General features: G+C 28.1%; 18 protein-coding genes. 6 read left to right on the top strand and 12 right to left on the bottom strand.

The annotated features are described in order from the left end of the window. Position 1 precedes the first annotated feature (1 nt). From HGG69_RS01305 to rpmB, 5 genes are all read right to left on the bottom strand, one after another. On the bottom strand, positions 2–8,233 hold the full coding sequence (locus HGG69_RS01305) for an ABC transporter permease (protein WP_169605009.1): 8,232 nt from the start codon (positions 8,231–8,233) through the stop codon (positions 2–4). A 134-nt stretch (positions 8,234–8,367) separates the two neighbouring features. Beyond that, the gene (gene rsmG, locus HGG69_RS01300) at positions 8,368–9,069 is read right to left on the bottom strand and encodes a 16S rRNA (guanine(527)-N(7))-methyltransferase RsmG (RefSeq protein ID WP_169605008.1); all 702 of its coding nucleotides are present in this window, start codon (positions 9,067–9,069) and stop codon (positions 8,368–8,370) included. Next, the gene (locus HGG69_RS01295) at positions 9,032–10,015 is read right to left on the bottom strand and encodes a ribose-phosphate diphosphokinase (RefSeq protein ID WP_169605007.1); all 984 of its coding nucleotides are present in this window, start codon (positions 10,013–10,015) and stop codon (positions 9,032–9,034) included. The genes rsmG and HGG69_RS01295 overlap by 38 nt, the downstream gene beginning before the upstream one ends. 67 nt (positions 10,016–10,082) lie before the next feature. Further along, the gene (locus HGG69_RS01290; protein ID WP_169605006.1) at positions 10,083–10,793 is read right to left on the bottom strand and encodes an ATP-binding cassette domain-containing protein; all 711 of its coding nucleotides are present in this window, start codon (positions 10,791–10,793) and stop codon (positions 10,083–10,085) included. 98 nt (positions 10,794–10,891) lie between these two features. Further along, positions 10,892–11,086: a 50S ribosomal protein L28 gene (rpmB, locus tag HGG69_RS01285; RefSeq protein WP_169605005.1), complete on the bottom strand. Its 195-nt coding sequence runs from the start codon at positions 11,084–11,086 to the stop codon at positions 10,892–10,894. Positions 11,087–11,352: 266 nt separating this feature from the next. Here rpmB and HGG69_RS01280 point away from each other — a divergent pair, with 266 nt between their 5' ends. Both HGG69_RS01280 and HGG69_RS01275 read left to right on the top strand, forming a co-directional pair. Next, the gene (locus HGG69_RS01280) at positions 11,353–12,267 is read left to right on the top strand and encodes an MSC_0882 family membrane protein (RefSeq protein ID WP_169605004.1); all 915 of its coding nucleotides are present in this window, start codon (positions 11,353–11,355) and stop codon (positions 12,265–12,267) included. Between the two features lie 4 nt (positions 12,268–12,271). Continuing rightward, the gene (locus HGG69_RS01275) at positions 12,272–12,499 is read left to right on the top strand and encodes a YneF family protein (RefSeq protein WP_169605003.1); all 228 of its coding nucleotides are present in this window, start codon (positions 12,272–12,274) and stop codon (positions 12,497–12,499) included. 191 nt (positions 12,500–12,690) lie between these two features. On the opposite strand, the gene HGG69_RS01270 is transcribed toward HGG69_RS01275, so the two are convergent. Further along, positions 12,691–14,421: an APC family permease gene (locus HGG69_RS01270; RefSeq protein ID WP_169605002.1), complete on the bottom strand. Its 1,731-nt coding sequence runs from the start codon at positions 14,419–14,421 to the stop codon at positions 12,691–12,693. 172 nt (positions 14,422–14,593) lie between these two features. Then, positions 14,594–15,817: an arginine deiminase gene (gene arcA / locus HGG69_RS01265; RefSeq protein ID WP_169605001.1), complete on the bottom strand. Its 1,224-nt coding sequence runs from the start codon at positions 15,815–15,817 to the stop codon at positions 14,594–14,596. Positions 15,818–16,221: 404 nt separating this feature from the next. On the opposite strand from arcA, the gene HGG69_RS01260 reads away from it, so the two are divergent. From HGG69_RS01260 to rpmE, 3 genes are all read left to right on the top strand, one after another. Next, complete coding sequence (locus tag HGG69_RS01260; RefSeq protein ID WP_169605000.1) at positions 16,222–16,473, top strand: hypothetical protein; 252 nt, start codon at positions 16,222–16,224, stop codon at positions 16,471–16,473. A 46-nt stretch (positions 16,474–16,519) separates the two neighbouring features. Beyond that, positions 16,520–17,077 carry a thermonuclease family protein gene (locus tag HGG69_RS01255; RefSeq protein WP_169604999.1) on the top strand — a complete coding sequence of 186 codons (558 nt, stop codon included), beginning with the start codon at positions 16,520–16,522 and terminating at the stop codon, positions 17,075–17,077. Positions 17,078–17,188: 111 nt separating this feature from the next. Beyond that, a complete protein-coding gene (gene rpmE / locus HGG69_RS01250; protein ID WP_169604998.1) occupies positions 17,189–17,395 on the top strand; it encodes a 50S ribosomal protein L31 in 207 nt (68 codons plus the stop codon). A gap of 388 nt (positions 17,396–17,783) precedes the next feature. Here rpmE and glyA read toward each other — a convergent pair whose 3' ends face one another. Continuing rightward, positions 17,784–19,034: a serine hydroxymethyltransferase gene (glyA, locus tag HGG69_RS01245; RefSeq protein WP_169604997.1), complete on the bottom strand. Its 1,251-nt coding sequence runs from the start codon at positions 19,032–19,034 to the stop codon at positions 17,784–17,786. 175 nt (positions 19,035–19,209) lie between these two features. Between glyA and HGG69_RS01240 the strand changes: the two genes are divergently transcribed. Next, positions 19,210–19,950 (top strand): nitroreductase family protein, encoded by a 741-nt coding sequence (locus HGG69_RS01240; RefSeq protein WP_169604996.1) that lies wholly within the window; start codon positions 19,210–19,212, stop codon positions 19,948–19,950. A gap of 38 nt (positions 19,951–19,988) precedes the next feature. On the opposite strand, the gene ligA is transcribed toward HGG69_RS01240, so the two are convergent. The 4 genes from ligA to HGG69_RS01220 are packed head-to-tail and all read right to left on the bottom strand — an operon-like array spanning position 19,989 to position 24,620. Next, positions 19,989–21,980: an NAD-dependent DNA ligase LigA gene (gene ligA / locus HGG69_RS01235; RefSeq protein ID WP_169604995.1), complete on the bottom strand. Its 1,992-nt coding sequence runs from the start codon at positions 21,978–21,980 to the stop codon at positions 19,989–19,991. A 1-nt stretch (position 21,981) separates the two neighbouring features. Continuing rightward, positions 21,982–22,902: an energy-coupling factor transporter transmembrane component T family protein gene (locus tag HGG69_RS01230; RefSeq protein WP_169604994.1), complete on the bottom strand. Its 921-nt coding sequence runs from the start codon at positions 22,900–22,902 to the stop codon at positions 21,982–21,984. Positions 22,903–22,911: 9 nt separating this feature from the next. Further along, the gene (locus HGG69_RS01225; protein WP_169604993.1) at positions 22,912–23,832 is read right to left on the bottom strand and encodes an ATP-binding cassette domain-containing protein; all 921 of its coding nucleotides are present in this window, start codon (positions 23,830–23,832) and stop codon (positions 22,912–22,914) included. Then, on the bottom strand, positions 23,823–24,620 hold the full coding sequence (locus HGG69_RS01220; RefSeq protein WP_169604992.1) for an energy-coupling factor transporter ATPase: 798 nt from the start codon (positions 24,618–24,620) through the stop codon (positions 23,823–23,825). The genes HGG69_RS01225 and HGG69_RS01220 overlap by 10 nt, the downstream gene beginning before the upstream one ends. Positions 24,621–24,669 lie beyond the last annotated feature (49 nt).

Here is a 24,669-nt window from a genome sequence, read left to right as displayed (position 1 = left end):
TTTATTTTCCTTTCAATACGTAAATTGGTTTTACTTTGTTTAAGTTTATTCAAGCCATAATTGATGTTATTGTAAACACTAATAACGAAACAATCATACTTAATAATATTGTTGATAAGTATAAAGATAATGGCAATACCATTTGACTGGTTGACATCATAAAAGCGTTGAATAATAAAATAAGTATATAAGTAATTGGGATTGTGATTAACGATGCTCCAATAATAACTGGAATATAGTTAAAGAAGAATAAATATAATTTTTCTTTTGCTGAATACCCAAGGATAGAGAACGTTGCAATACCTTGTTTATTTGAACTAACCATCGAATTAGTAATCATTACTAAAATGATTATTGACACTACGAAACTAATAATGATAAAGAACAATGTTATACCGGTAATGGTATTAGCAATTTCACTGATGAATCCAGCTTCAATATCTTTAGAGTTAACGTCGTTAGAAGCTGAGTATAATATATCTTTTCCATAAATTCCCAGATCTGCACCATACATTTTTTCTATAGCATTTGTCATGCTTGTTCTAACTTCTGGCGCAAGCGGTTCTCCAGTCAATGTACCGTTACCTCACGATTTGTAATCATCATTTTCAACATTTAAAAATTCCTTGATTTTGTCTTCGTAATTGAAGTTTGTTCCATTGATTTTGTTATATGCTTCAATTGTGTGTTTTAACATTGGTTCACTGACGTCGTTAGAATTATATATAAATCCAGCAAAGATTTTTTTAAAGAATGTTGTTAATGATTTATCATCAGCTTTTTTAGCATTGAAATTTTGAATAGCTCCTCAATAACCACTTGATGAATATGTGGTTAATGTTGATATTGTTTGCTCGGGCATTGGGTCATTTGATAATAAACCATTAAATGCTTCATATTTATCGTTGAATTCCTGAATTAATCTTGTTTTATGTTCGGGATTACATTTTATAACAGCTTCTAATTCATTTTTGTGTGTTTCTCGATGAATTTTTGTTAATTTATCTAAACCAACTATTTTATCAACTATTGGTTTTGTAGTAATTAATTCATTATTTATATATGTTTCTGAAATACCGATAACTTTGAATTTATATTTATGTTCTTTCACAGGTAAATTTAGTACTTGATCCACAAATCTATCGACATCGTTTTTAATTTTCAATTCAATTACAGAACCTATTGATAATGAATATTTTGTAGCCGTTAAGTTGTTAATAACAAGTGGCAGTTCTGTATTACTAATATCCTCAGGTAATGTTTTTTTATCTTTATCAAAATAAGAGTAAAGTTTGTTGGTTAAATCAACCCCTTTATTATCAATTATTTTAATGTACTTGGTTTTATCTTTGTAACCATATAATTTTACATTTTCACCTTGCACTTCAGTTTTTGCATATGAGTATTTTTCATTGGTATAGTCATTTCAAATAACCCCACCGAATGACATGAAATAATCATTTATATCAATTGATTTATACGCTGCAACTAAGAAGTTTCTATATTTAATTCTTGTTCTATCTGTTTTAATGTTTTTGGGTTTTTCATAAAAATCATTATATTCATTGTATTCAACATACATGAATCTTCCTAAAGGATCATCCGTTGCAGTTCCTGTACCAAGTTTGTCATAATAAGCGAAGAATGATGTCTTCTTACCATTAGGGTCATTTGTTTCAGTTGCATACACATGATTTAAGTATTCACCACCGAATGTTTTTTTATTGAATCTTGTTTTGTCTTTTGTTCATCATAAATACTGTGTATTCATCATTTTGTTCGATACATTTTTAAATATGTGTATTACACGTGATTTCTGTGTTTCAGGTAAAGATGAATAAACAACATCTCAAGGACTCAGTGTCAATCCTGTATCTAATAAAATATCTAATGAAGATTTAGTTAATACTGCTGGATTGAATGGTTTTTTAGCAATATCGGTATTGAAAACGTAACCTGGTTTAAAGTAATAAGGTGAATTATAATCAGCTTGGTTATCGTTCGCATTTCCTGCTGTGGCTGATAAATCATCCGGAATATACAATTTATCATCCAATTCATTCTTATTATAAGTTGTATATGGTCCACCTTCAGTTGTAGGTGTTTCCAGATCTAATTTATAACGGTAATTACGTTGTTGGTATGTTCTTTGAATAGATTTATCAAACACATTCATACTTGATAATGAGAACATCGTAATTAAAGCCGTTATTGAGAAGGAAATAAATAGTGAAAATAGTTTTCAGAAGTTATTAATGGTTAACATACCAACGAATCTAGTTTTAATTGGTAATTTTCTAATTGGTAAGGCGAATGTTCTTGCTATTTTACCAATATTTAAATCGCTCAATCCCGACATCATTTCAATTGGTTTTAATCTTATTGATAGCATTGTGATGATGAATATTAAACTAGACATCATTAATGTTGGCACAGCTAGTGTGGATAATAACGTTATTCAGTTAAAACTAATACTTTGAGTTGGTAATGTTCAGTATGAACTAAATAAATTAAATGCGAAACCTTGCGCAAAGTGACCAGTTAGATATCCTAATAATCCCCCAACTATTGTACTTAATCATGAGAATGAACAGAACGCAAATGCAATTTGATATTCACGATAACCTTGTGAACGTAAAATTCCAATAACCTTGCTACGCATGTTAATGTAACGACGAATTACAAAGTAAACACTTAACGATATAAGGACAATTAGAATAATTAATGAGAATACTTGAATGTTACTAATTGATTTAATTATTTTTTTAACAAGTGTAATACGAATACTTCTTTCTGGGTTTATCGGATCTATTTCCTTATCAAGATATACTTTTTCAGAAAAACTGGTTGATATATTTTTGATGTAGTTTGATATATCTGTTTGTAATTCCACGATTTCTTTTGGTTGTTTTTCATATTTAACCAATAAGTATTCTTTAACAGCATTAGTTGGGTTTGCAGCGCGCATACGATTGAATCCCTTGTTATTTACATAAACCAACGCTTGTTTTTCAACATCAACTTGTAAGTTTTCTTCGTCAATAACTGGATATAAATAGTCAGCAGTTGTATCGACTCCAACCAAAATATATTCAAGTGAGTTTACTGTTATTTTGTATTTTGCATCAAGTTTAGAAACAAAAATACTCATTTTATAAGGATCATTTAAATATTCACTTAAATCACCTTTGTAAATTTCTTTATTGTTTTTTTCTAAATAAGCTTGATTTGTTTTTGCTAAATAAGCAGTAGTTGCGTTATATGCATTCCCAACACGTGTTTCAGGTTGTTCGATTAATGCACCTATTAATGAAGTATATAAATTTTTTAAATTTAGTCCAAATATAACCGGTTTTTCTTCGTCGATTTCTAAAATACTTTCTAAAATAGATTCTAATCATGATGAGTCAATAGCAATATTTTCATCTACAACACCATCTGCATAAGTTTGAACAATTTCAACTTTTTCAAATAATGGATTTAATAATTTTTCTAATTGATTTAATGATGCTGACTCATAGTTTGAAAACAATTTTTTTACGATCAATGCTAAATTACCATTGTTTTCTTGGTTACTTATAGCAGTGTATAAAAGTATTTGAGGATAACTCAATATAGCAAAAGGATTGTTTATTACTGAATTAAACCCAATGACATTCAATGTTTTTGATAACTTAGAGCTGTTTATAGCGTGTTGTTGTAATAACTGTAAATCATATATTGATGTAATTAATGATTGTTCTTTGTTTGGAGAATCAATAAAGTTGTTTACAAAGAATTCTTGTGATTCTTTGTAATTGCTTGGGAATCAATTTGAATCAATCAATAACGCTCATTGTTGAACTAATTGATAAATGTTTTTTTCTACAATTGGTTTTATGACATTTATTTGGTTTGAAATATTGTGTTTTGTTAAAACATTTTGCAATGCTTCGTCTAACACGTTATTTTCTTTTACCAATTCATTTGTAGCTTCAAAATTATTAGCTAAAGCATAACTTATTTTAAATAATGTTGCATAGTTATTTTCATCAGAACCCAATAATGAATTAAATGATGGAATCGGATCTTTTACTTTTGAATAGTTAGTAATGACTTCTTTTAATTTTTTATCTTCTGCCATATCATAAATTGATAAAACAAATTTTTTGATTTCTGATAGAGTGATATTTGGGTTTGAATTGTATAAATCATATGCGATTTGAATTCAAGCACTGTATAGATTTAATTCGTTCGATATTAAACTACTAATGTTTTTTGAATATAAAGCACCTAATAAAGGTTTAATTTGATTATATAAAGTACGTTTGAATTCTTTTTTGTCCGATTGTTTTTTTTCATTGAATAACGAAGAGTAATATGCATAATCTCCGAATGACATTGGTTTTTTATCAATGCTGTCAAAACTTAAATCGTATTTATCAAATTCCCCAAATATGTTGTTTAAATCTAGTTTTTTAATTAATTTTTCATATTTATCTAATTTTCCAAGTACAAGTTCTAAATTATCAAATTCTGGTTTCGTAACTAAAACAACTGTATTCAAGAATGATGATTCAGAATATGTGAAACGTAACTTTTCACCTTTTTGTTTTATTGCTAATTCAATTTTTTGTTTTAATTTTGTAATTTTGTCAATATCGTATGGTTGAATTTGATCATCGTTTTCTTCTTTTTTATTAGGATTTTCGAATCTTATTAAAGAAAATGTTCCAATATCGTTGATAGAAATTCTTTCATCATCTCCAGCCGGAATTTGTAATCCTAAAGCTCCAGATGTTTTAGATGATAAATTAGCTAATTTAATTAATGAATTTTGTAGTTGAAATATTTTGTTAGCATCAACTTTTGTTGAGTCACTATTTGAATGCAATAGCGAAGAAATTAAGGACGCCAATTTTTGACTGTTGGTAATTTTTTTAGTAAAGTTATTTTGATATATTTGACCGTTTATTTCTACAGGATCTGCAACAAAACCTTTTGCTAAGTAAGAATCAATATTTGCAATCATTTTTTTAAGATCAATTAATTCTATTAAATTATTTATCGCTTCAGGAATATTGGTGAATGCTTTTTTCGAATCATCTTTATAATAGTTAAATTTGTTAAACAAATTATATAAAGTTACTTCTTCATCGTTGGTAAATGGTTTATTTACTGTTCGAGCATTATTTACAATGATTTTGAATAAACTGCCCTCAACATCCGGATTTAATACTTTATTGAAATCTATATTATTGAAAATATTTTTCAACACTTTTTTCAGTTTAGACTCTTTAATACTTTTTAATAAGAAACTTAATATCTCATCTTTACTTAATGTGTAATATTTAGCTTTTGTATTTGTGTATGGTTTATAAGGATTGTCTTTGTATCATTGATGACCTAATTGTGAAAATGTTATAAAGTCTATTGAGGCAATTAATTGTTTAAGTGAAATAAATAATGTATCAATGCTTTTGAAGTAATTCAGTATTGTATTTAAACTAACTCCGGGTAGTATCGAAGACATGAATCCACTCTCGCTGCCAGTAATTGAAGACATTAATTTTTCAATTTTTGTGAATTCTTGTTTTAAGTATTCAAATTGTTGATCTTGTGTACGTTGTTTCCCATTTTCATCAAATTTGATTTGATTTCAAATGAAGTCAATAATGTTATTAAACATCTGTTGGATTATAATGTTGGCATTAGAGTTGATAGTTTGTTCTTCTTCTGATATTTGGCTAGTTAATTCATATACTCAGTCGAATAATGTTGCTTGTATAACAATGGCATTAGTTTTACCGGTAGATAGTAAGGAATGCACGCCGTTTCTTTCTGCTGCGCGTTGACCAGAATTAATGAATTTATCTAAATGTTTTTTAGTAATCATTTTTGATAAATCTGAATTCATTACTGCATCTTTGAAATCATTAACCAATACTTTCAATGAATTATTTTGAGTTATATCTACAATTGCAGATGAAGATACTGACCCATAAATATACGGTATTCACATTCCATTGTCATAATCATTGTCTAATTTGGCTCAACCTTTTTTTCCGATTTTAGCGCGAATGGTTAATTTTGATTCTTTTAAGAATTTGTCAAGTTCTTCAATTGACATTTCAGAAGGATGTTCAGTTAATAATGCTTTTATTCATGCTTCTTTGTTTTGAATAATATCTTTTCTTAAAAGAATATATTTTTTCTTACCGTCAGGAGTTTTTTCTTTTGCAGTGGTAATGGCATATTGCATAGTTTTGTTACGTTCGTTTGTTGAAGCTAAAATAACTAATTTACCATCGTTTTCATAAGGAATTTGAGTCCCTTTATAGTATGTAAAATATTTTATATAACGTATATCAGTTTTTAAATATTCAGGATCAGGTGTATAACCCTTATAAATGTTTTCAATAATTGAACTTGCATATTCAGACTTAATTCTTGTTTTACGATTTGGATATTTAGGATCGGGCACTAATAAATAATCGTCGATATTGTTTTCTGTTGTCGGTATATTTAAACTTGATTTTTCAAATTGCTCATTAAATAGACGACCTATGTTTTGTTTTACATTTTTAACTTTGTATTCGCTATCACCAGTATTAATAAAGTGGAAAATGTTTTTGTTTGAATTAATTTCATTTATTGAAGAAACCGTCATACTTTGACGTAGTCCGACATTTTCTTCTCCGACTTTGTCAATAACATATTTAATGATTGAGTTTTGGGCTATACTGTTAGCACCCACACTAATGAAGTTTCTTTTTTGTTGTAATTTGTTTGTATTACTAATGTTTTTAAACGCAATTTCCCGTTTAAGTGGGTTTAAATCGGATGGAATATTTTCCAATTTAGCAATCGTTAATCCAGCTGGTGTAACTTGGTTGTTTTTAGATTCCAATATAACATCGATATCATCTATATCAATAGCTGAATACTTTGATACTCATTTTGAATCATTATTGTTTTGATCCGATAATAATTCGGATTTGTTTTTTATTTTTTTAGTTCAAAATGAAAATTCATTTATGTCTGCAGGAATTTCATTATTATTTTCTTGGTAAATTCCTTTAATGAAAGAATGATAGGTACCTTTTCAGTTAGATTCTTTTTCATTTAAATTTTTATCTCAATTTAAACGATATGTATGACGCAAGAATTCAACTCTATTTTCATTAATTTGAATTCAGTTTTTAGGGAAATAGTACTTAACATCTTTTTCAAATTTAAATTTGTTGAAAGTACTTGTTTTTAACTCGCTCAAGTTTAATGATTTTATATAATTTTCAAGTGTAAATGTTTTGCTTAACTTGACATTTTTATCAATAGTTTTTGTGGTTACTTTTGATGTATCGACAAAAGCAAAATCTTTTTCTTTTGATTGATCAAAATAAAAGCGATTATTTTTTTCAATAAAACCTAATTGTTCAAGAACTTTATCAGCTGAAATAATCACAACATCTGTTTCGTTTTTTCAGCTTTGAAAATCCGAGTAATTTAATGAGGCTGTTTTTGTAATTGGGTTAATATATAAGTTTTTTGCCTTTGTTAAAAAATCATCAAGTTTGTTATTAGTTTTATTTGAAGGTGTGTTCACCACTTGAGCAAAATCAGCAAGTTTGTATTCTTCTACAAATGTGATTGTTTCATTTGGTTTGATTGAATTAGTTGTTTTGCTAATTATGTAATTGCCATCTTTATTTTTAGTATATAGGTGAACTTCCGTATTATCAATAAATCTAACTGAAGCTTCATTTGTATCAAAAATTACAGGCCCTAAGTTGTTGATACTTTCATTAAATCATGTTTGAAAGACTTCAGAATCAATATACTCCCTAGTCATTGTTTTAGTTTGAGCTTGAGTTTTATTAATTTTGCTGATTGGAATAAAATTCAAATATTGTGGTTCAATACTCAATAAGTTTTTCTTAAAATGATATTTATTTAGTTTTTGGTCAGGAATGTAAACCACTGGTTCTTTTGAGTTGGTAACATTGCCATCGGCATCTACATTTTCATATCCACCTTTGACAATCTCACCGTTTGGGTTAACATCTAAATCAACTGTTAAGTTTTGCATTTTTGAAACTTTTTTAAATTGATTTAATGACGATGTATAACTTTTCTTAACATCAAATAGCAATGTGAATAACCCACATGTTATAAAAACAAGCACTGTTAAACACACTACAGTAATTAAGTTTTTTGATAATGATTTAAAAACTTCTTTTAATAATTTTTTCATTATCCCTCCTTGGTCAAACTAAAATATAATAGATTTATTTTACATCAATTTATAAAAATAATATTTTTATATCAATTTTATATACATTATTTTTTAATAATTATTTAAAAAAATGAATCTGATCGACTCATTTTTTACTTATCAGAAATTATTTTTGATCATGCTCGAGGATATAATTTAGGTGCAGATTTGTTTTTTATTATTGAAACTAATGTGTTATTTCTTATTCCTTGAGTATTAAATTTTGTTGATTTAACTTTCACGTTTAAAACATTAATGATTTTTTGTGATTCTTTGATTTCCTTGTCAGCATTATCACCTTTTATAAAAACTTGTTGTGAATTTATTTTTCCCAATTGACAAGTTATTTCTATTAAATTTTTTAAATGTGTTACCGCTCTTGCAGTTATTAAATCGAATACTTCAATCGATTTAATATTTTCAGCTCTTTCATTAATAATTGAAATATTTAAATTTAAAGCATCACTGACTTCTTGTAAAAAGACACAGCGTTTTTTTAAGGGTTCGATAATTGTAAGTTCAATTTTTTCTTGGTTAACGATAAAATAAGGAACTGATGGAAAGCCGGCACCAGCGCCTATATCAACTAATTTGTATTTTTCTTTTTCAGTCAAATTAAATGATTTATTTAAACAAAGAATAGATTCAACTAAACCCTGAATAACTAATTCTTCTTCTTTAAATCCTGTTAAATTCATAACTTTATTTTTTGTTTCAATTAATTCATAATATTTGACTAATTTGTTAAGTTTTTCTTCAGATATATTTATGGAATAATTATTCAAAATCTGTGAAATCTTCGTCTTTGTAAGCATTATATATTCCTGTAATTGATTCACTTTCAATGTTAGATTTTATAACATGAGCTAGGAAAAATCCCAATGAAACAATATTTAGTTTTTTTCAACCTTTAAACTTATTACTTTCAATAGTATTTAATATCATAACTTCAGATATTACATCATCATTTTCAAACATCTCAAAACCATTTGAGAATAAACCGTGTGATGCAGCAACGATTATTTTTTTAGCCCCATGTTCTTTCAATGTATGTGCAGCTTTAATTATTGTTCCACCAGTATCAATAATGTCATCGATGATAATAATGTTTTTGTTTTTAACATCCCCTAATATACCCATAACTTCACTTACATTAGGTGCAGTACGACGTTTGTCAATAACAGCTATTTGTATATCTTGTGAAATTAACTCCGCAAGTCCTCTCGCTCTAACTGTTCCACCGTGATCAGGCGAAACAACACTGAAAAACTCACCTCTTTTGCGTAATTCATGCGCAAAGATTAAGTTACCATTTAAATCATCAACTGGTACATTGAAAAACCCTTGAATAGAAGTATTGTGTAAATCCATTGTAAAAATTTTACTTATTCCCGCAGTTTCCAATAAATCCGCCACAAGCTTCGCTGTAATAGGTTGACGTGGCCCCGCTTTTCTGTCTTGACGAGCATAACCATAACACGTCATAACTAAATTAATACTTTTTGCTCCGGCTCTTTTTAAAGAATCAATGAAAATCAAAATTTCCATTAATTGATCATGCACTGCATTACCTGTATTACAAATTAAATAAGTATCCAAATTACGCACAGTAACTGGAGAAGACAGCATAACCTCACCATTTTTAAACACAGTTTTATTAGGTTTAATTATTTCCATTTTTAATATTTCTTGAATTTCTTGAGCCAAACCTCAAGAATGATCCATTCCAAAAACTATTGAATTTTTAACTATTTTTTGCATTTTATCCCCCTTGATATTAAACATTATATAATGTTTTAATTTTAATTAAAAATATATAACAATTCATTTACTTATATATATTGTTTAATTCTTTTTTTGTCAATAATTTTACTGGACCACTACTGATTATTTCCCCATCCACTACTGCTATATATTCATCAAAAAATTCTTTAACAGCTTCCAAATCATGCATTACTGCTATTGTTGTTATTGAATGTTTTTGTGTTCATTTTTTTAAATGCTTAAAAATTATATTAGTCGTTTTTGTATCTAAATTATTAGTTGGCTCATCTAAAAAGATTGCCAATTTATTTTTTAAACATAACTTAATTAATTCAACTCTTTGTTTTTGGCCCCCACTTAATTCATCAATACGAGTATATATTTTTTCAAACATGTGAAACTGAGTTAAAAGAGTGTGAATCATTTCTTTTTGTTTTTTTGAAATTCATGGAAACAAAAATTCTCTTTTTATGTTTGTATATACATCGTCTGTATCAATCAGATTATTAGTTTGACTCACAAAACCGATTTTTTTTCAGTATTTTCTCTTGTTTCAAAAACTTTTTTTTAAAAAGTTTTGATTATCAATAAATATTGAACCAGTACTAATTTTTAAATCACCATAAAATGTATTTATTATTGAAGTTTTACCAGATCCTGATGGACCCACTATCGCTAATCAAGAACCTTTTTTAGCTTCAAAATTTATGTTTTTTAGTACGCTGTTTTTATTATTCTTATAATGTGCACAAACGTTTTGGAATTTTATATTCATATCACCTCTTAACTAAGAAAATTATAACGAAAAATGAAAAATAAGTAAATGAAGAGAATATAAAAAACTTCCATGATTGGAAGTTTTAATTAATGTAATTAAGCAGTAAGACCATATTTTTTTAATGTTCTTGCTGTTTTAGCGGTTACACGGATTCTTTTCTTTTGCCCGTTGTCTAAGATGGTAACTTTTTGTAAGTTAAGATCAAATGTTCTTCTTGTTGCGTTTAAAGCATGAGATCTCTTGTTTCCACTTTGAGCTTTTTTGCCTGTTAATCAGTCTTTACCTGGCATTTTTACTCCTTCTATAATTACGTAATTTGTTTGCTAGCATTGCCCATTTATTCTACCATAATTGAATTATTTTTCCAAACAATTTATTTAAATGGAAAGTTATCAGTCAATTTTATTGAAAAAATTACTGAAGATCAATGCAAATTTTAAGCTTTTTAAAAAGTATAATGGCTTAAAAAAAGATAAAAATTTGTAATAGTGTAAAATATTTATGGATATATTTAATAATAATTATTAAATTTTATCGTTAAAAATAAAGGAGGATTATGGATATTAAACCGTGAAATAATAACAATAATATCTCCAATACAAAAACAGTAAGAGTTGATATAGATCAAAACATCAACACAAAGACTTTTAAATCAACAAAAACTGAAACAATAGACCCTAAAGGTATTATACCTAATGGAATTTACAAAGTATTCAAGGGACAGCGTTCAGTTAAGTTATTCAATATAGTTATTGAATTAGTTTTACTAATAACTGGAATTACATTTTTTACAATCTTCTTAACAAAACCGATATGGCTTAATAAAGAAGGTCATATTCCTTGGTTTTGATATGTCGTAGACATTGTGGGTGTGCTACTGGTTGTATGGAGACTAGCCATTGATTCTATTGAATTAAACGGTATTATTCAAACTGCTAAAGAGTATAGAAATTACATTATAAGAGGCGAAACTTCAACACCGGCATTTATTACTTTATTGTATAGAAAAATTGTCATGAAACAAGTTTTATATAATTGATTAACAATTGCTTATGTCTTTTACTTTGGATTATTTATTGCTATCTTTTGATCACTAAAAGAGGCTCAATGATGACAATCAAGAGGAATCGACCCCGAAACAAAAGAAGCAATATACTTTTTAGATTTTAAAGCTTGAATTGCACATTCATTCCCAAACCCAATGATTTGAATATATGTGTTTATATCAGTATTAGTAATTGGAATAGTTTTACACGTTGTAATATCGCTGATAAGACGTTCAAGAATAGCAACAATAGAAAACTTCGTTGGATCAAATGTAATTGATTACAACAAAATAATGGAAGATAAACAGAAAACTAATAGATTTTACGCTAAAATATTTTTTATATCAATATTAATATTGTTAGTTATTCCCTTCATTGTTATATTGATGGTTAAAAGAATTTTATTAAGTAGAAAGAAAGGATAATAATATGGAAACATGAGTAGTAGTAGTTATTGCGATATCATCATTTATTGTTGCATTAGCAATTGGTATCTTTAGTGGAATGTTCATTGCACAAAAAAGATTTAAAAAACAATTAGATGAAAATCCTCCAATAACAGAATCAATGATTCGTGCAATGTTCTTACAAATGGGTCGTAAACCTTCAGAATCACAAATAAAAGCTGTTATGCGTTCAATGAAACAAGCCAAATAATAATAAATATATTATTAATAATCAAAAAGCACCTTACTAATAGGTGTTTTTATATATTGTTTTATATTTTTATTCATCAATATACGTATTAGTAAATACATTACTATTTTATTTATCCGCATAAAAAAAACAAATAACATGCAAAAATATAAAGAAAAAACAGGGGGTTACCTGTTTTTAATAAAATTGAATTATTTTGATAATTGTTCTGCTTTTCAAGCTTCGTATTTAGCTACTGAACCAAATTTTTTCTTAGCCATTAAGTCTTCAAATATTGTAGGTAAGAATGTAAGTCCTAAGAAAATGAATAGAACTACTATGATTGATAGACGTGAGAATAATGTTTCTTTAAAGAATGTTCTAGCTGCGTCTAATCCATTGTTTCCGTCGACTAATGCTTTTAATGCTTCTTGTGCTTTTTGTAATTTTTCTGGGTCGTTTTTTGCTTTTTCAACTGCGTCTTGAGCAGCTGCAACTAATGCTGGTGCTTTAGTATTTTCATCAAATCCTGCTAGGATAAATAAGTCGATGAATGGAACTAATAATGTTACACCTAAAGCTAACATTGTAGCAATAACTGCTATTCATGCACATGGCATAAAGTATGCTTTTTTCTCTTTAATTTCAATTTTGTTTGTTTTACGGTTTTTAATTGCACCGAAGATTGCGAATGCTATAAATGCGAATGTGAATAAAGCTGTTCATGTTGCCATTAAATCACAGAATCCATATACATAGTTCATTCCTGATCCGTATTCATCATCTCAAATTAATCCACCTCTGTAGGCTACTGCACCAATTGTAACGAATAATGCTGAAATTGGTAATGCGATGATTAATCCAAATTTAACTCCAACTCATGGTTTGTTAGGGTTTAATTTTTTGTAAAATTTTTGTCAGAATGGTAAGTCACCATCTGCGTATAAGTCTTCTACGTAACGTGCTGATCACATTGAGTATGAGTTAATAATTCCTAAAATACCAAATGCGATACATAAGTTTAGAATTCCTAAAATTATATCTGATGCTTTTTTACCTAATAATTTTGCTAGGTTTTTAGTCATTTCGGATACTGTTCCACCGTTAACTGAGATAGCTATAGCAATTAATAAGTAAACTACTGTAATAACTACAATACCCATTAAAATTGCTAATGGTGTTTTTTTAGGTTCTTTCATTTCTGAAGAAATACCTGCTGCAACATAGAATGCGTCGAATGAGAAGAAGATAGCTGCAATAGCTAAGAATAATCCCAATCCTGCACCCATTCCTGTTCATGTTTTAATTGATTCTCCCAATTTAATTGATTCAGAAATCTCTAATGAATCTGTTTTGATTGGGAATCCGTTTGATTTTCCTGAAAATAGTAATGCTAATCCTAAGATAGCTACTAATGCTAGAGGAATAAATTTAACTGATAAAATAGCTTTATTTTGAATATCCCCTACTTTTGATCATATTGCTGGAACAATAATGAAGTATGCTGACATTGCTAGTGAAATTACTAATCAAATGATTCAATCTACTTCTGTTCCAAATTTGTTATTACCAAAGGCTCCTAATCCTTCTTGGAATGATGCGATTACGTAAAACGGCATAAAGAAGTATGTTAATGGTAAATAGATGTAAACCATAAAGTTTTTTGAACCTTTATAGATGAATCTACTGTTAAAAACTTTGTTTCAACCGATTAACGATAAGTTATCATTACGAACGCTTGCTATTTCGATTAGGGCTAGACCCATTGCAACAATAGCACATGCTGCAAGTATTCAACAAAAGATGGCTAATAGTAATGAACCTTGTGAGTAGCCATTAACTTGTTTAGAAACGAAGAAAATACCAGCACCAATTGTTCCACCAACAACGATTAACATTGCTGAAAAGAAACTAATCTTTTGTGATTTTGTTTTATCGCTCATGATTTTCCTTTCTTATTATTATTTAGTTTGTTTTTGTTTGTGTGCACATAAACTGTATTTTTATAAGGTTTATGTAATTAAATTATAATTTTATTTGTTATATTTCAGTTAAAAAGTTTAAAAATATTTTTTCAAAACTGAACAAATTAAAGATTTTTTACTGAAAAAGTAATTATTTGATGTCTTCTCTTCATAGAGGCATTGACATACAACGAGCATTTCCCATACCTAATGATAATTGGTTACCGTGGAATGGTAATACTGTAATTCCAGCTTTTTCTAGAGCTGCATTTGTTTTTTTGTTACGTGAGTATCCCACAACAACTCCTGGTGCTACTGCCAAGTAGTTTGTTCCATCGAAGTGTGTTTCGATTTCAACTTCCATTCTTGTTGCGCCTTCTCCAGCAATAGGAATTAAGATAGGTTTTTTACCAATAATTGATTCTAATAATTGATCTAATGGTAATCCACTTTCTTTAGGTTGTGCTTCACCTTCTACTGTTAAATCGTAATCTCAGAATTTTAATACGTCTAATAAAATTGGTGAGTATAAGAATTTATCTGTGTCCAACATTGTTAATCATGTATCTAAGTGCATTAAGTTTGTTCATTTTGGAACGTTAACTGCAACGATTCTGTTAAATAGACATTCTTTGTTTGCTTTAATGTTTTTAGCTAATAAAGTAACTGTTTCTAAGTCTGTTCTTTCTGAAACTCCAACTACTAATGTTTTTTCATTGTATACGAATACGTCTCCACCTTCGATAGCTAATTTCATTGAAGGGTCGTAGTAACGTGGTGTGTTTGTTAATTTAGGGTGGTTATCGAATACGAAACGTGAGAATAATGTTTCACGTTGACGTACTTTGTAACGCATGTAGTGAATTGTAACACCGTTTCCAACTGATGCAAATGGATCACGAGTGAAGTATAAGTTAGGCATTGGGTCAACGATTAATTCGTTTTGTGCTTCAATTCCTAAATCATATTTTGTGATTCCTGCTAACATAAATTCAACCATTTCACGTGTTGATTTTGAAACTAAGAATTTTCTAACTGCTGCTTTGTGTTCTTCGCTTAAAACAGGGTTAGAATCTTCTAAGAATTCTTCTATCAATTTGTTTTGAGCATCTTTTGAAGCTAAATCAAATGTTTCAACAATTAAGTCTACTAATTCAACAACATTGATTCCTCTTTCTTTTAAAGATGCAACGAATGATTGGTGTTCTTTTCTAGCTGTAGCTGTTTCTAACATAGCTGAGAATAATAATTCGTCTAATCTACCTGGTGTAATGTAATCAATTTCACGACCTGGTTCGTGAACTAAAACTGTTTTTAAATTTCCAACTTCACTGTAAACGTGTATTCCGTTGAAATCTTTATTAAATACTGACATTTTGTCCTTTCACATTGTTATTAATATTTTGAATTTTTTTCTGTATAAGCATACCGCTCTGATTTTTTTATTTTTTTATTAATTTTTAAAAAAATGTGTTAATATTTAAGCGTTCTTATTTGCTGAGCTATAATCGCTCTCACATAATGGACCATGTTTAAGTATTAACTTAACTAAATAAAAAGCATAAAGTAAAACAGAAATGATACATTTATACAATTCAATTATATTACTCTAAGATTTAATGTCAATTTATTTGCGCATAATGTGCAAATTTATGATCAAATTATTGAAAATCGAAAAAATTCATTCAATTTCTCTTTCCTTATATATCTCAATCTATTCTTCATTTTTTTATAATTTCTAAATATAATAATTGTATGCAACAAATTTAAGGAGTAAAAATGAATAACATTACAATGTTACAAACTGCGCTTGATGCTTTTAAAAAAATCGGTAAAGATTCATTACCATTCGAATCAATATTTGATTTTGTTTGAGATTTTTTTGAAGAAACATGAATACAAACATATTCTGATAAAAAATTAACAAAAGAACAAATAATGCAAAATAAACGTGGTGAATTATATAAATTACTAACAATTGATGGTAATTTCCAACATTTACCAAATGGTAACTGAACAATCTTACGATAATAATGATAATATTGCTTTTTGCAATATTTTTTTTACTTTTATTATTATGAATATAATAAAAACAATCTCATTTATCATTTCATTAATGTTTTTATTTGTTTGTTCGTGTTCAATAACAAACAATGAAAACATTCAATTGAAAACAATCAAAATTATTGATGTTATTGACGGAGATACAATAAAAGACGTAAACAACACAATTTACCGTTTGAATGGAATAGACACTCCTGAATCGAGAATAAATATCAATAACACGTGAGTAAAAACCAAGGGTTTAAAACATACTTACGCTATAAAAGCCAAACTTTTCCTTATGAATTTGCTAAAAGAATCAGATTACATAGTAACTATTAAAACAAACAAAAAAACCGATAAATATAAACGCAAAATAGTACAAATTTTCACTAAAAATTCTAAAAATATAAACTTGCTAATGGTGCAAAATGGTCTCGCAGTCGTGAAATATATATCATTAAATAATAAAGATATGTTTTATACTAAGGACGAAAAATTTTACCACGACCTTATTAATGCTGAATATTTTGCAAAGAAAAACCGATTAGGGTTTTGAAGAATTAACGACTTAGTAAATGAAATATATTAAAAATTAATATGAATTTTAGCTGTCTAAACATCATTTATATTAAAAGTTATATTTTTTCAAATTTTGTGATAAAATAAAAAATGCAAAAAAGACGATAAAGGAGCAATCAATATGAAAAAAGATATTCATCCACAATATCAAAACCTAAAAGTAACTTGCTCATCATGTAGTGCAGAACACGAATTCGGAACAACTGCAAGTAAAATCTCTTTAGATGTTTGCTCAAGTTGTCACGCTTTTTATACTGGAAACCGTTCATCTGCAAAAGCTACTGGACAAGTTGAAAAATTCAATCGTAAATATAACGTTTCAAAATAATTGCATTTACTATTGTTTACACAGCATTTGCTGTGTTTTTTTTATTAATAAAACACATTGATTGTGCGTTTTTTTAATATTGAATATTCTGTAATTGATTTTTTGTTGGATTAAATTTAACCCATTGGCAAGTTCAATAGAATATGTTTATTATGTTATAAACTAAAAATTTGCTACATCTATAAAATCATTGTTTAAACAATCAATTAATGAGGTTTAAAGTTAACATAAACTCATTATTTTTATTGACCTTGTTAACACCTATGCGTTTAGCTTATTTTAAAATGTTCAGCATTCTAATTAACATTTATTTTGATTGTTTTAATACAATATTCATTTTTTTGTATTTAAAAATTCATTTAAAAAAACAGCAGAAATGCTGTTTAATTTAAACTAAATGTTTTTTAATAGGGTATTCTGCAGAAAGTTTCAATACTTCTTTTTTTATTATTTCGTGTAGTGCTAAATTTGTTGGTTCACTCAATGCTTTATGAATTAAATTAGCAATTATAATAAATTGATTTTCAGTGAATCCTCTAGTTGTCATAGCTGCCACACCTAAACGAATTCCAGATGCAATCATTGGTTTTTCAGTGTCATTAGGAATGGTATTTTTGTTCACTGTTATTTTTAATGTATCTAGAATAGCTGCGGCTTCTTTACCAGTAATTCCATAACTACTTTTAACATCGATTGTAAATAAATGATTTTGTGTCACTCCTGAAACAATTTTTACACCTTTATCCATAAATGTTCTACAAAATACATTTGCATTTAATACAACGCTGTTTGCATATGATTTGAATGAATGTGTCAATGCTTCTCTAAACGCTACTGCTTTAGCGGCTATTTGGTGCACTAAAGGTCCACCTTGACAACCAGGGAATACTGCTTTATTAATTTTTTTAGATATTTCTTCGTCATTAGTTAAAATGATAGCTCCTCTGGTTCCTCTTAGTGTTTTATGCGTTGTTGTCATAACTACATCAGCGTAAGGGAATGGACTTGGGTGGGCATCTGCGACAATAAGTCCAGCAATGTGTGATACATCAGCAAATAAATATGCTCCCACTTTATCAGCGATTTCTTTAAAACGTTTAAAATCTATAATTTGTGAATATGCGCTATATCCTGTAACAATCACTTGAGGTCGTACTTTAAGTGCTATTTTTTCTATCTCATCATAATCAAGTATACCTTCATCATTTACTGAATATGAATGCGATTCATAAAATTTACCACTGAATGAAATACTGTATCCGTGAGTCAAGTGTCCACCAGATTCAAGTTTCAATCCCAAAATTTTGTCTCCAGGATTTAATAATGCCATATACACAGCTGCATTCGCTACTGAGCCTGAATATGGTTGAACATTCGCAAAATTACATCCAAATAATTTTTTGGCACGTTCTTGAGCAATTTTTTCAATTTCATCAACAAATTCACAACCACCATAATATCTAGCATTTGGATATCCTTCTGCGTATTTATTTGTTAAACATGAACCAGCAGCTTTCATAACATCTTCTGAAACGTAATTTTCAGAAGCAATTAATTCAATATTTTCGTTTTGTCTAATTGATTCTTTATTAATTAAGCTTTCAATTTCTTTATCTTTTAATTCTATTTTTTTATACATTATCCACTCCTTGAAATTAATAAATAAATATTATTATACAATGTTAAATTTTTTTTAAACTGGTAATGCATTCTTTTTTGTTTACAAAAACGATTTCATATTGTTTAACTAAATTAAAATAAATTATTTAAAAGAATATAATTAATAAAAGTATAAAAACAAAAGGGGGATTATCATGAATTTTTATAAAAATATTTTAGAAAGAACAAGTGTCAGAGATTTTGATGAATCAAAAGAAATTTCGCCAGAAATAATGAATCAATTAATCAATACTATTCAATTGGCGCCAACTAGCTCCAACTGATTTTCTTCATCTGCAATAGTTATTTCAGATAAAAAATTGTTGCAAAAACTTTCGCAAACAAGTAAATATATGAATCATTTATCAAAAGCTAAAATGCTTGTTGTCTTTTTGGCTGATTACAATAGAATGGAATTAGCTAAGAAAACATATCCAGAATATAAATACAAATCAAATTCTTCTGAGTCATTTACAGTCGGAATTGGTGATGCTTTTATTCAAGCTACAATGCTACAAGATATTGCTATAGCAAACGGATTGGGTACTTGCTTTTTAGGTCTTGTTCGTACAATTGTTGATGAATTAATCGATATTTTAAATATCAAGGGAAAGGCTTATCCAGTTATTGGTTTAGCAGTTGGATATGCAAAAACAACAGCACCAGTGAAACCTAAATTAAATAGAGTATTTATGAATGAATATAATTTTGAAGCAATTGAATGTCAAGCTAATAAATATTCGGAAGAATTGATTGAATATTACTCAAAATTAAATCCAAACAAGCCTTCATATTCATATTTAGAAGCTTCAATAATTAGTGCATCTAGATACGTCATGGATACTGATAAGATTGAAAATATATGAGATCTACAGCTTGTTGAAAAAAACAAATAATTAATAAAAAACGTCCCTGTGTTAATAGGAACGTTTTTTTAGTTTAAAAATTGTTCAAACAATTCTTCTTCCGAAATAACTGGGACACCTAAAGCTCTAGCTTTAGATAGTTTGCTGCCAGCTTTTTCTCCAGTTATTAAAAAACTTGTATTTTTCGTAACTACATTTGTTACCTTCGCACCTTTACTTACTAACATTTTTTGAATTTTGTTTCTTGAATGTGTTAACGTACCGGTAATCACAAAAGAATAATTAATTAATTTGAACGATTTTATATTGTCTTTAAATTCTAAATCCAAGCCCGCGTCTATTAAATCATTAACGATTTTTTTATTATCAATATCATTCACGTACTCGTATAATGAAGCAACAATTTTTTCCCCTATTTCATTAAAAGCTAAAAGAGAATTAAAATCGAAAGTTAATAAATTTGATAATTTTTTGATTTGACTAGCTAAAAAATAAGCAATTTTTTCTCCAACCAATTTAATTGATAATGCATGAATTAATTTTTCCAATGAATTGTTTTTGCTATTTTCGATGTTTTCAATAAGTTTGTCAATACTTTTAACTCCAAACCCTTTAATTTTTATTAAATTTTCGCGATAATTTTTTAATTTATAAATATCTGTAAATGAATTCAGTATATTCATTTTATTAAAAAACTCAATATTATTTTCTCCTAAAGAAACGATGTCCATTGCAGTTTTTGAACAAAAATGTATTATTTTTTTTAAATTTATTTCAGGACAATTTTTATTGACACAATATTGATCAATACCCGTTTCTGAATCAATCAATGCACTGTTACAAAATGGACAATGTGTTGCTCGCTTAAATGTTGTATTATCTTTAGATTTAACGGTTGAAATAACTTTCGGAATGATTTCACCAGCTTTTTTAATATAAACTAAATCATTGATATCAATGTTTAAAGAGGAAATGTAATCATAATTATGTAATGTAGCTGCACTAATTATTGAACCCGATAATTCAACAGGTTCTAATTCTGCATTATATGTAACCATCCCTGTTCTACCGACAGTTAAAAATATATTTTTCATAACTGTGGTTGCAACATTGGGTTCATATTTATAAGCTATAGCTCATCTTGGATATTTTTGTGTGCTTCCTAATTCGTCATAAAAATTGATTTCGTTCAATTTAATGACAACACCATCAGTCTCATAATCCAAATGTGTTTTTTTAATTTTAAATTCTTCTATTCAATCCATAATTTCAGTAATAGAATAAACATGGTTTTCTAATCCAGTGGTTTTGAAATTGTGTGTTTTAATGAAATTATTAATGCTGTCTAAAGTATTTAAATTATGTTTCATGGGTTCAATTACTGAATATATAAAACAAGATAAATTTCTTTCTTTTACTATGTCTGAATTCAATTGTCTAATGGAACCTGAAGCAGTATTTCTTGGATTAGCTAACTTGTTCATACCTTGTTTTTCTAGACGAGCATTAAGTATTTCAAAGTTACTTAACTTTAAATAAATTTCACCACGAAATTCTACATCTTCTTTATAATCAATGGATTTAGGTATATCTTCAATAACTAAAACGTTATGTGTAACATCTTCACCAATTAAACCATCACCACGTGTCAGTGCTTGACGTAGTTTTCCGTTAGAATAATGTAATGAAATTGATAAACCATCAATTTTTGGTTCAATAAAATAGGATGGTTTATTCAATACTTTTTCAATGTTTTGTTGTCATTTTTCTATTTCAGATTGTTCGTATGATTTTTGCAAAGATAGCATTGGTTCATTATGAGTAACTTTAGCAAATGCGGTATTCACATTCGCTCCTATTTTTGCAGTCGGTGAATTGAGCAATTCTTCTTCAGTGAATAAATGCGCGTACTCGCTTTCAAGTTTTTGCAATTCAATTATAGCTTTGTCATAAATTGCATCTTCAACAATTGGCGCATCTAAATCAAAGTAGGCATGATTTCATTTGATTATTTTGTTGCGTAATTCAACTATGTATTGTTTATTAATATTTTTACTCATTTTAAACTTTCATGTATGAATAAACAAATCATTGCGGCATAGGTATCACTTCTATTTGAAATACAATAACCATTGCTGTTAATCCCACTAATACGAACATTGATAAAATATCAAATCAATTTGCTGATAAGAAACGGTATTCAGATCTAGCTTTATAAGGTTCGTAACCCCTTACTGTCATAGCATCACTTAAATCATTTGCTTTTGAAAATGAAGAAACAAATAAAGGAACTATTAATGTTATAAAAGATTTGACCTTATCTTTGCCCTTACCGTTTTTAAAGTCTACTCCACGTGAAGACTGCGCTTTCATAATACGGTTAGCTTCATCTAATAATGTTGGAATGAAACGTAAGGCAATATTGATTATCATAGTTATTATTTCACTAGGAAATTTAATCATTTTCAGTGGTTTTAATAAATCATTGATTGCCTTTGTTAATAAAACTGATTTAGTAGTAAATGTTAGTATAGTCGTAACCAATATTATTCCATAGATACGAGCAATAATACTCGTCGTTCTAATTAAAGTAAATTTAGTAATTTGTAAGAATTCGAATGGTGCAAAATAAGTATCATTTATTATTGTATAGCCTCTTCAAATAACATAGCTATCAACATTCATGTCTGAAGATATTGGAATGTAATTTGCTGGCGCTCCTTTTATTGTAAAAATATTTACAAAGAATAAGAATAAACCAATTCACAGTGGCATTTTGAATTTTTTAATTAACGATCTAAATGATCTTGTTGCAATAACATATAAAAACATTATTAAAGCTATCATACAAGCTAATATTAAAAATGAATCAGTAACAAATAATAAAACAATGAATAAGATATTTGCTAGGAATTTCAAACGTGGATCCATTTTGTGGATTATTGTATCTAAATTGACATATTTACCAATAATTGCATTCATGTATCCTCCTTATTTGTTTCTTAAATATTCTTGAATAGATTCAGACAATTGTTCTAAATTTGTAACTTTTCCAATCGGTACACCACGTTCTCTCAAACGATTTGCGAATGTTAATAATTGAGTTGGTTTTAAATCATTGTCTATCAATAACTGAGTGTCATTTAATACGTTATATGTGTCATCATCTTTCACGATTTTTCCATCTTTAAACATTAAACATCTATTTGTTCAACGTAATGCATTATCTAAATCATGAGTAACAATAATTATTGTAATATTGTTTTTTTTGTGTAAATCATAAAATAGTTGAAGCATTTGCTCAACACCTACTGGATCTAAACCTGCTGTAGGTTCATCTAAAATTAAAAATTTTGGTTCCATTGCAAGAATACCAGCTAATGCTACACGACGTTTTTGTCCACCCGAAAGATTGAATGGGCTACGCCCTAAATAACTTTTTGGCAGCCCTACCATTTCAATATATTTTTCAGCTAGTTCTTTAGCTTTTTTGACAGGCGTACCCATTGATACAGGTCCAAATATAATATCTTTTTCGATGGTTGCTTCAAATAATTGATATTCGGCAAATTGAAATACTACCCCAACTTCGCTTCTTACTGATTTAATATTTTTAATTTTACGTTTTGTATTAACTATTTCGATATCAGTTTCTACAATCTCTATTTTTTTAGCACTCTCGTATCATTTTTTATGTGGTATAGAAACATTAGTAAACGTTATTTTTCCAGTATCAGGCAACAATAAAGCATTCAAATGTTCAATAAATGTTGTTTTACCTGATCCAGTATGTCCAATTATTGAAATCGCTTCACCTTCATTAAATTCAACTGATACATCTTTAAGAACTTTGATATATGTAGGAAGTTTTTTATCAAATTCTTTTGAAATATTTTCAACTTTTATTTGCATATTGCCTCAATCAACTCCTCTTCATTATATGTTGGTTCTATACCTTCTAATGAATCACTTAATTTATAAATAAATGGTGAATCTATTTTTGCTAATTCAACGATTTCTTTGTTTTTTAATATTTCTTTCGGGCTACCTGATGCAACCAATTTTCCGCCACTAAATACTAATAACGTATCAGCCAAGATTGCTTCATCCATGTCATGTGTAACCGATATCAAGGTTTTATCAGTGTTATCATTTAAATCATGCAAAATTGATAAAATATCATGTTTACCCTTTGGATCTAACATTGATGTAATTTCATCAAAAATAATAATATCTGGATCCAGTGCTAATGTTGATGCGATCGCCACTCTTTGTTTTTGCCCACCTGATAAGTTTTGTGGTTCCCTATCTAAATGTTCTTCCATCGAAACCATTTTTGCATAATTAAAAATAATGTCACGCATTTTATCACGAGGAATGTTTTTATTTTCCAATCCAAAAGCAATATCATCTTCGACTGTTGCACCTACAAATTGGTTATCTGGATTTTGAAATACAATACCGATTTTTCTTCTGATTTGAGTTAATGTCTCACGAGAATAAACGATATCGTCAATTGATATTTCTCCTTCAGTTGCTTTATATATTGCACTAATTAATTTTGACAACGTACTTTTTCCAGATCCATTGTGTCCTAATATTGCAACATAATCACCTTTTTTTATTTCAAGATTAACATCCTGAAGCGCATAATTATCGCTCTCTGGATACTTGTAATATAAATTTTTAATTTTAATCATAATCTAAATTATATAAGATTGCCCCATTTTATATGAATAAAAAGCAGAC

Source organism: Mycoplasma phocoenae (assembly GCF_012934855.1).
Classification (GTDB): Bacteria; Bacillota_I; Bacilli_A; order Mycoplasmatales; family Metamycoplasmataceae; genus Metamycoplasma; species Metamycoplasma phocoenae.
The sequence above is the reverse complement of the archived record's forward strand: the minus strand, read 5'-3'. Positions and strand labels throughout refer to the sequence as shown.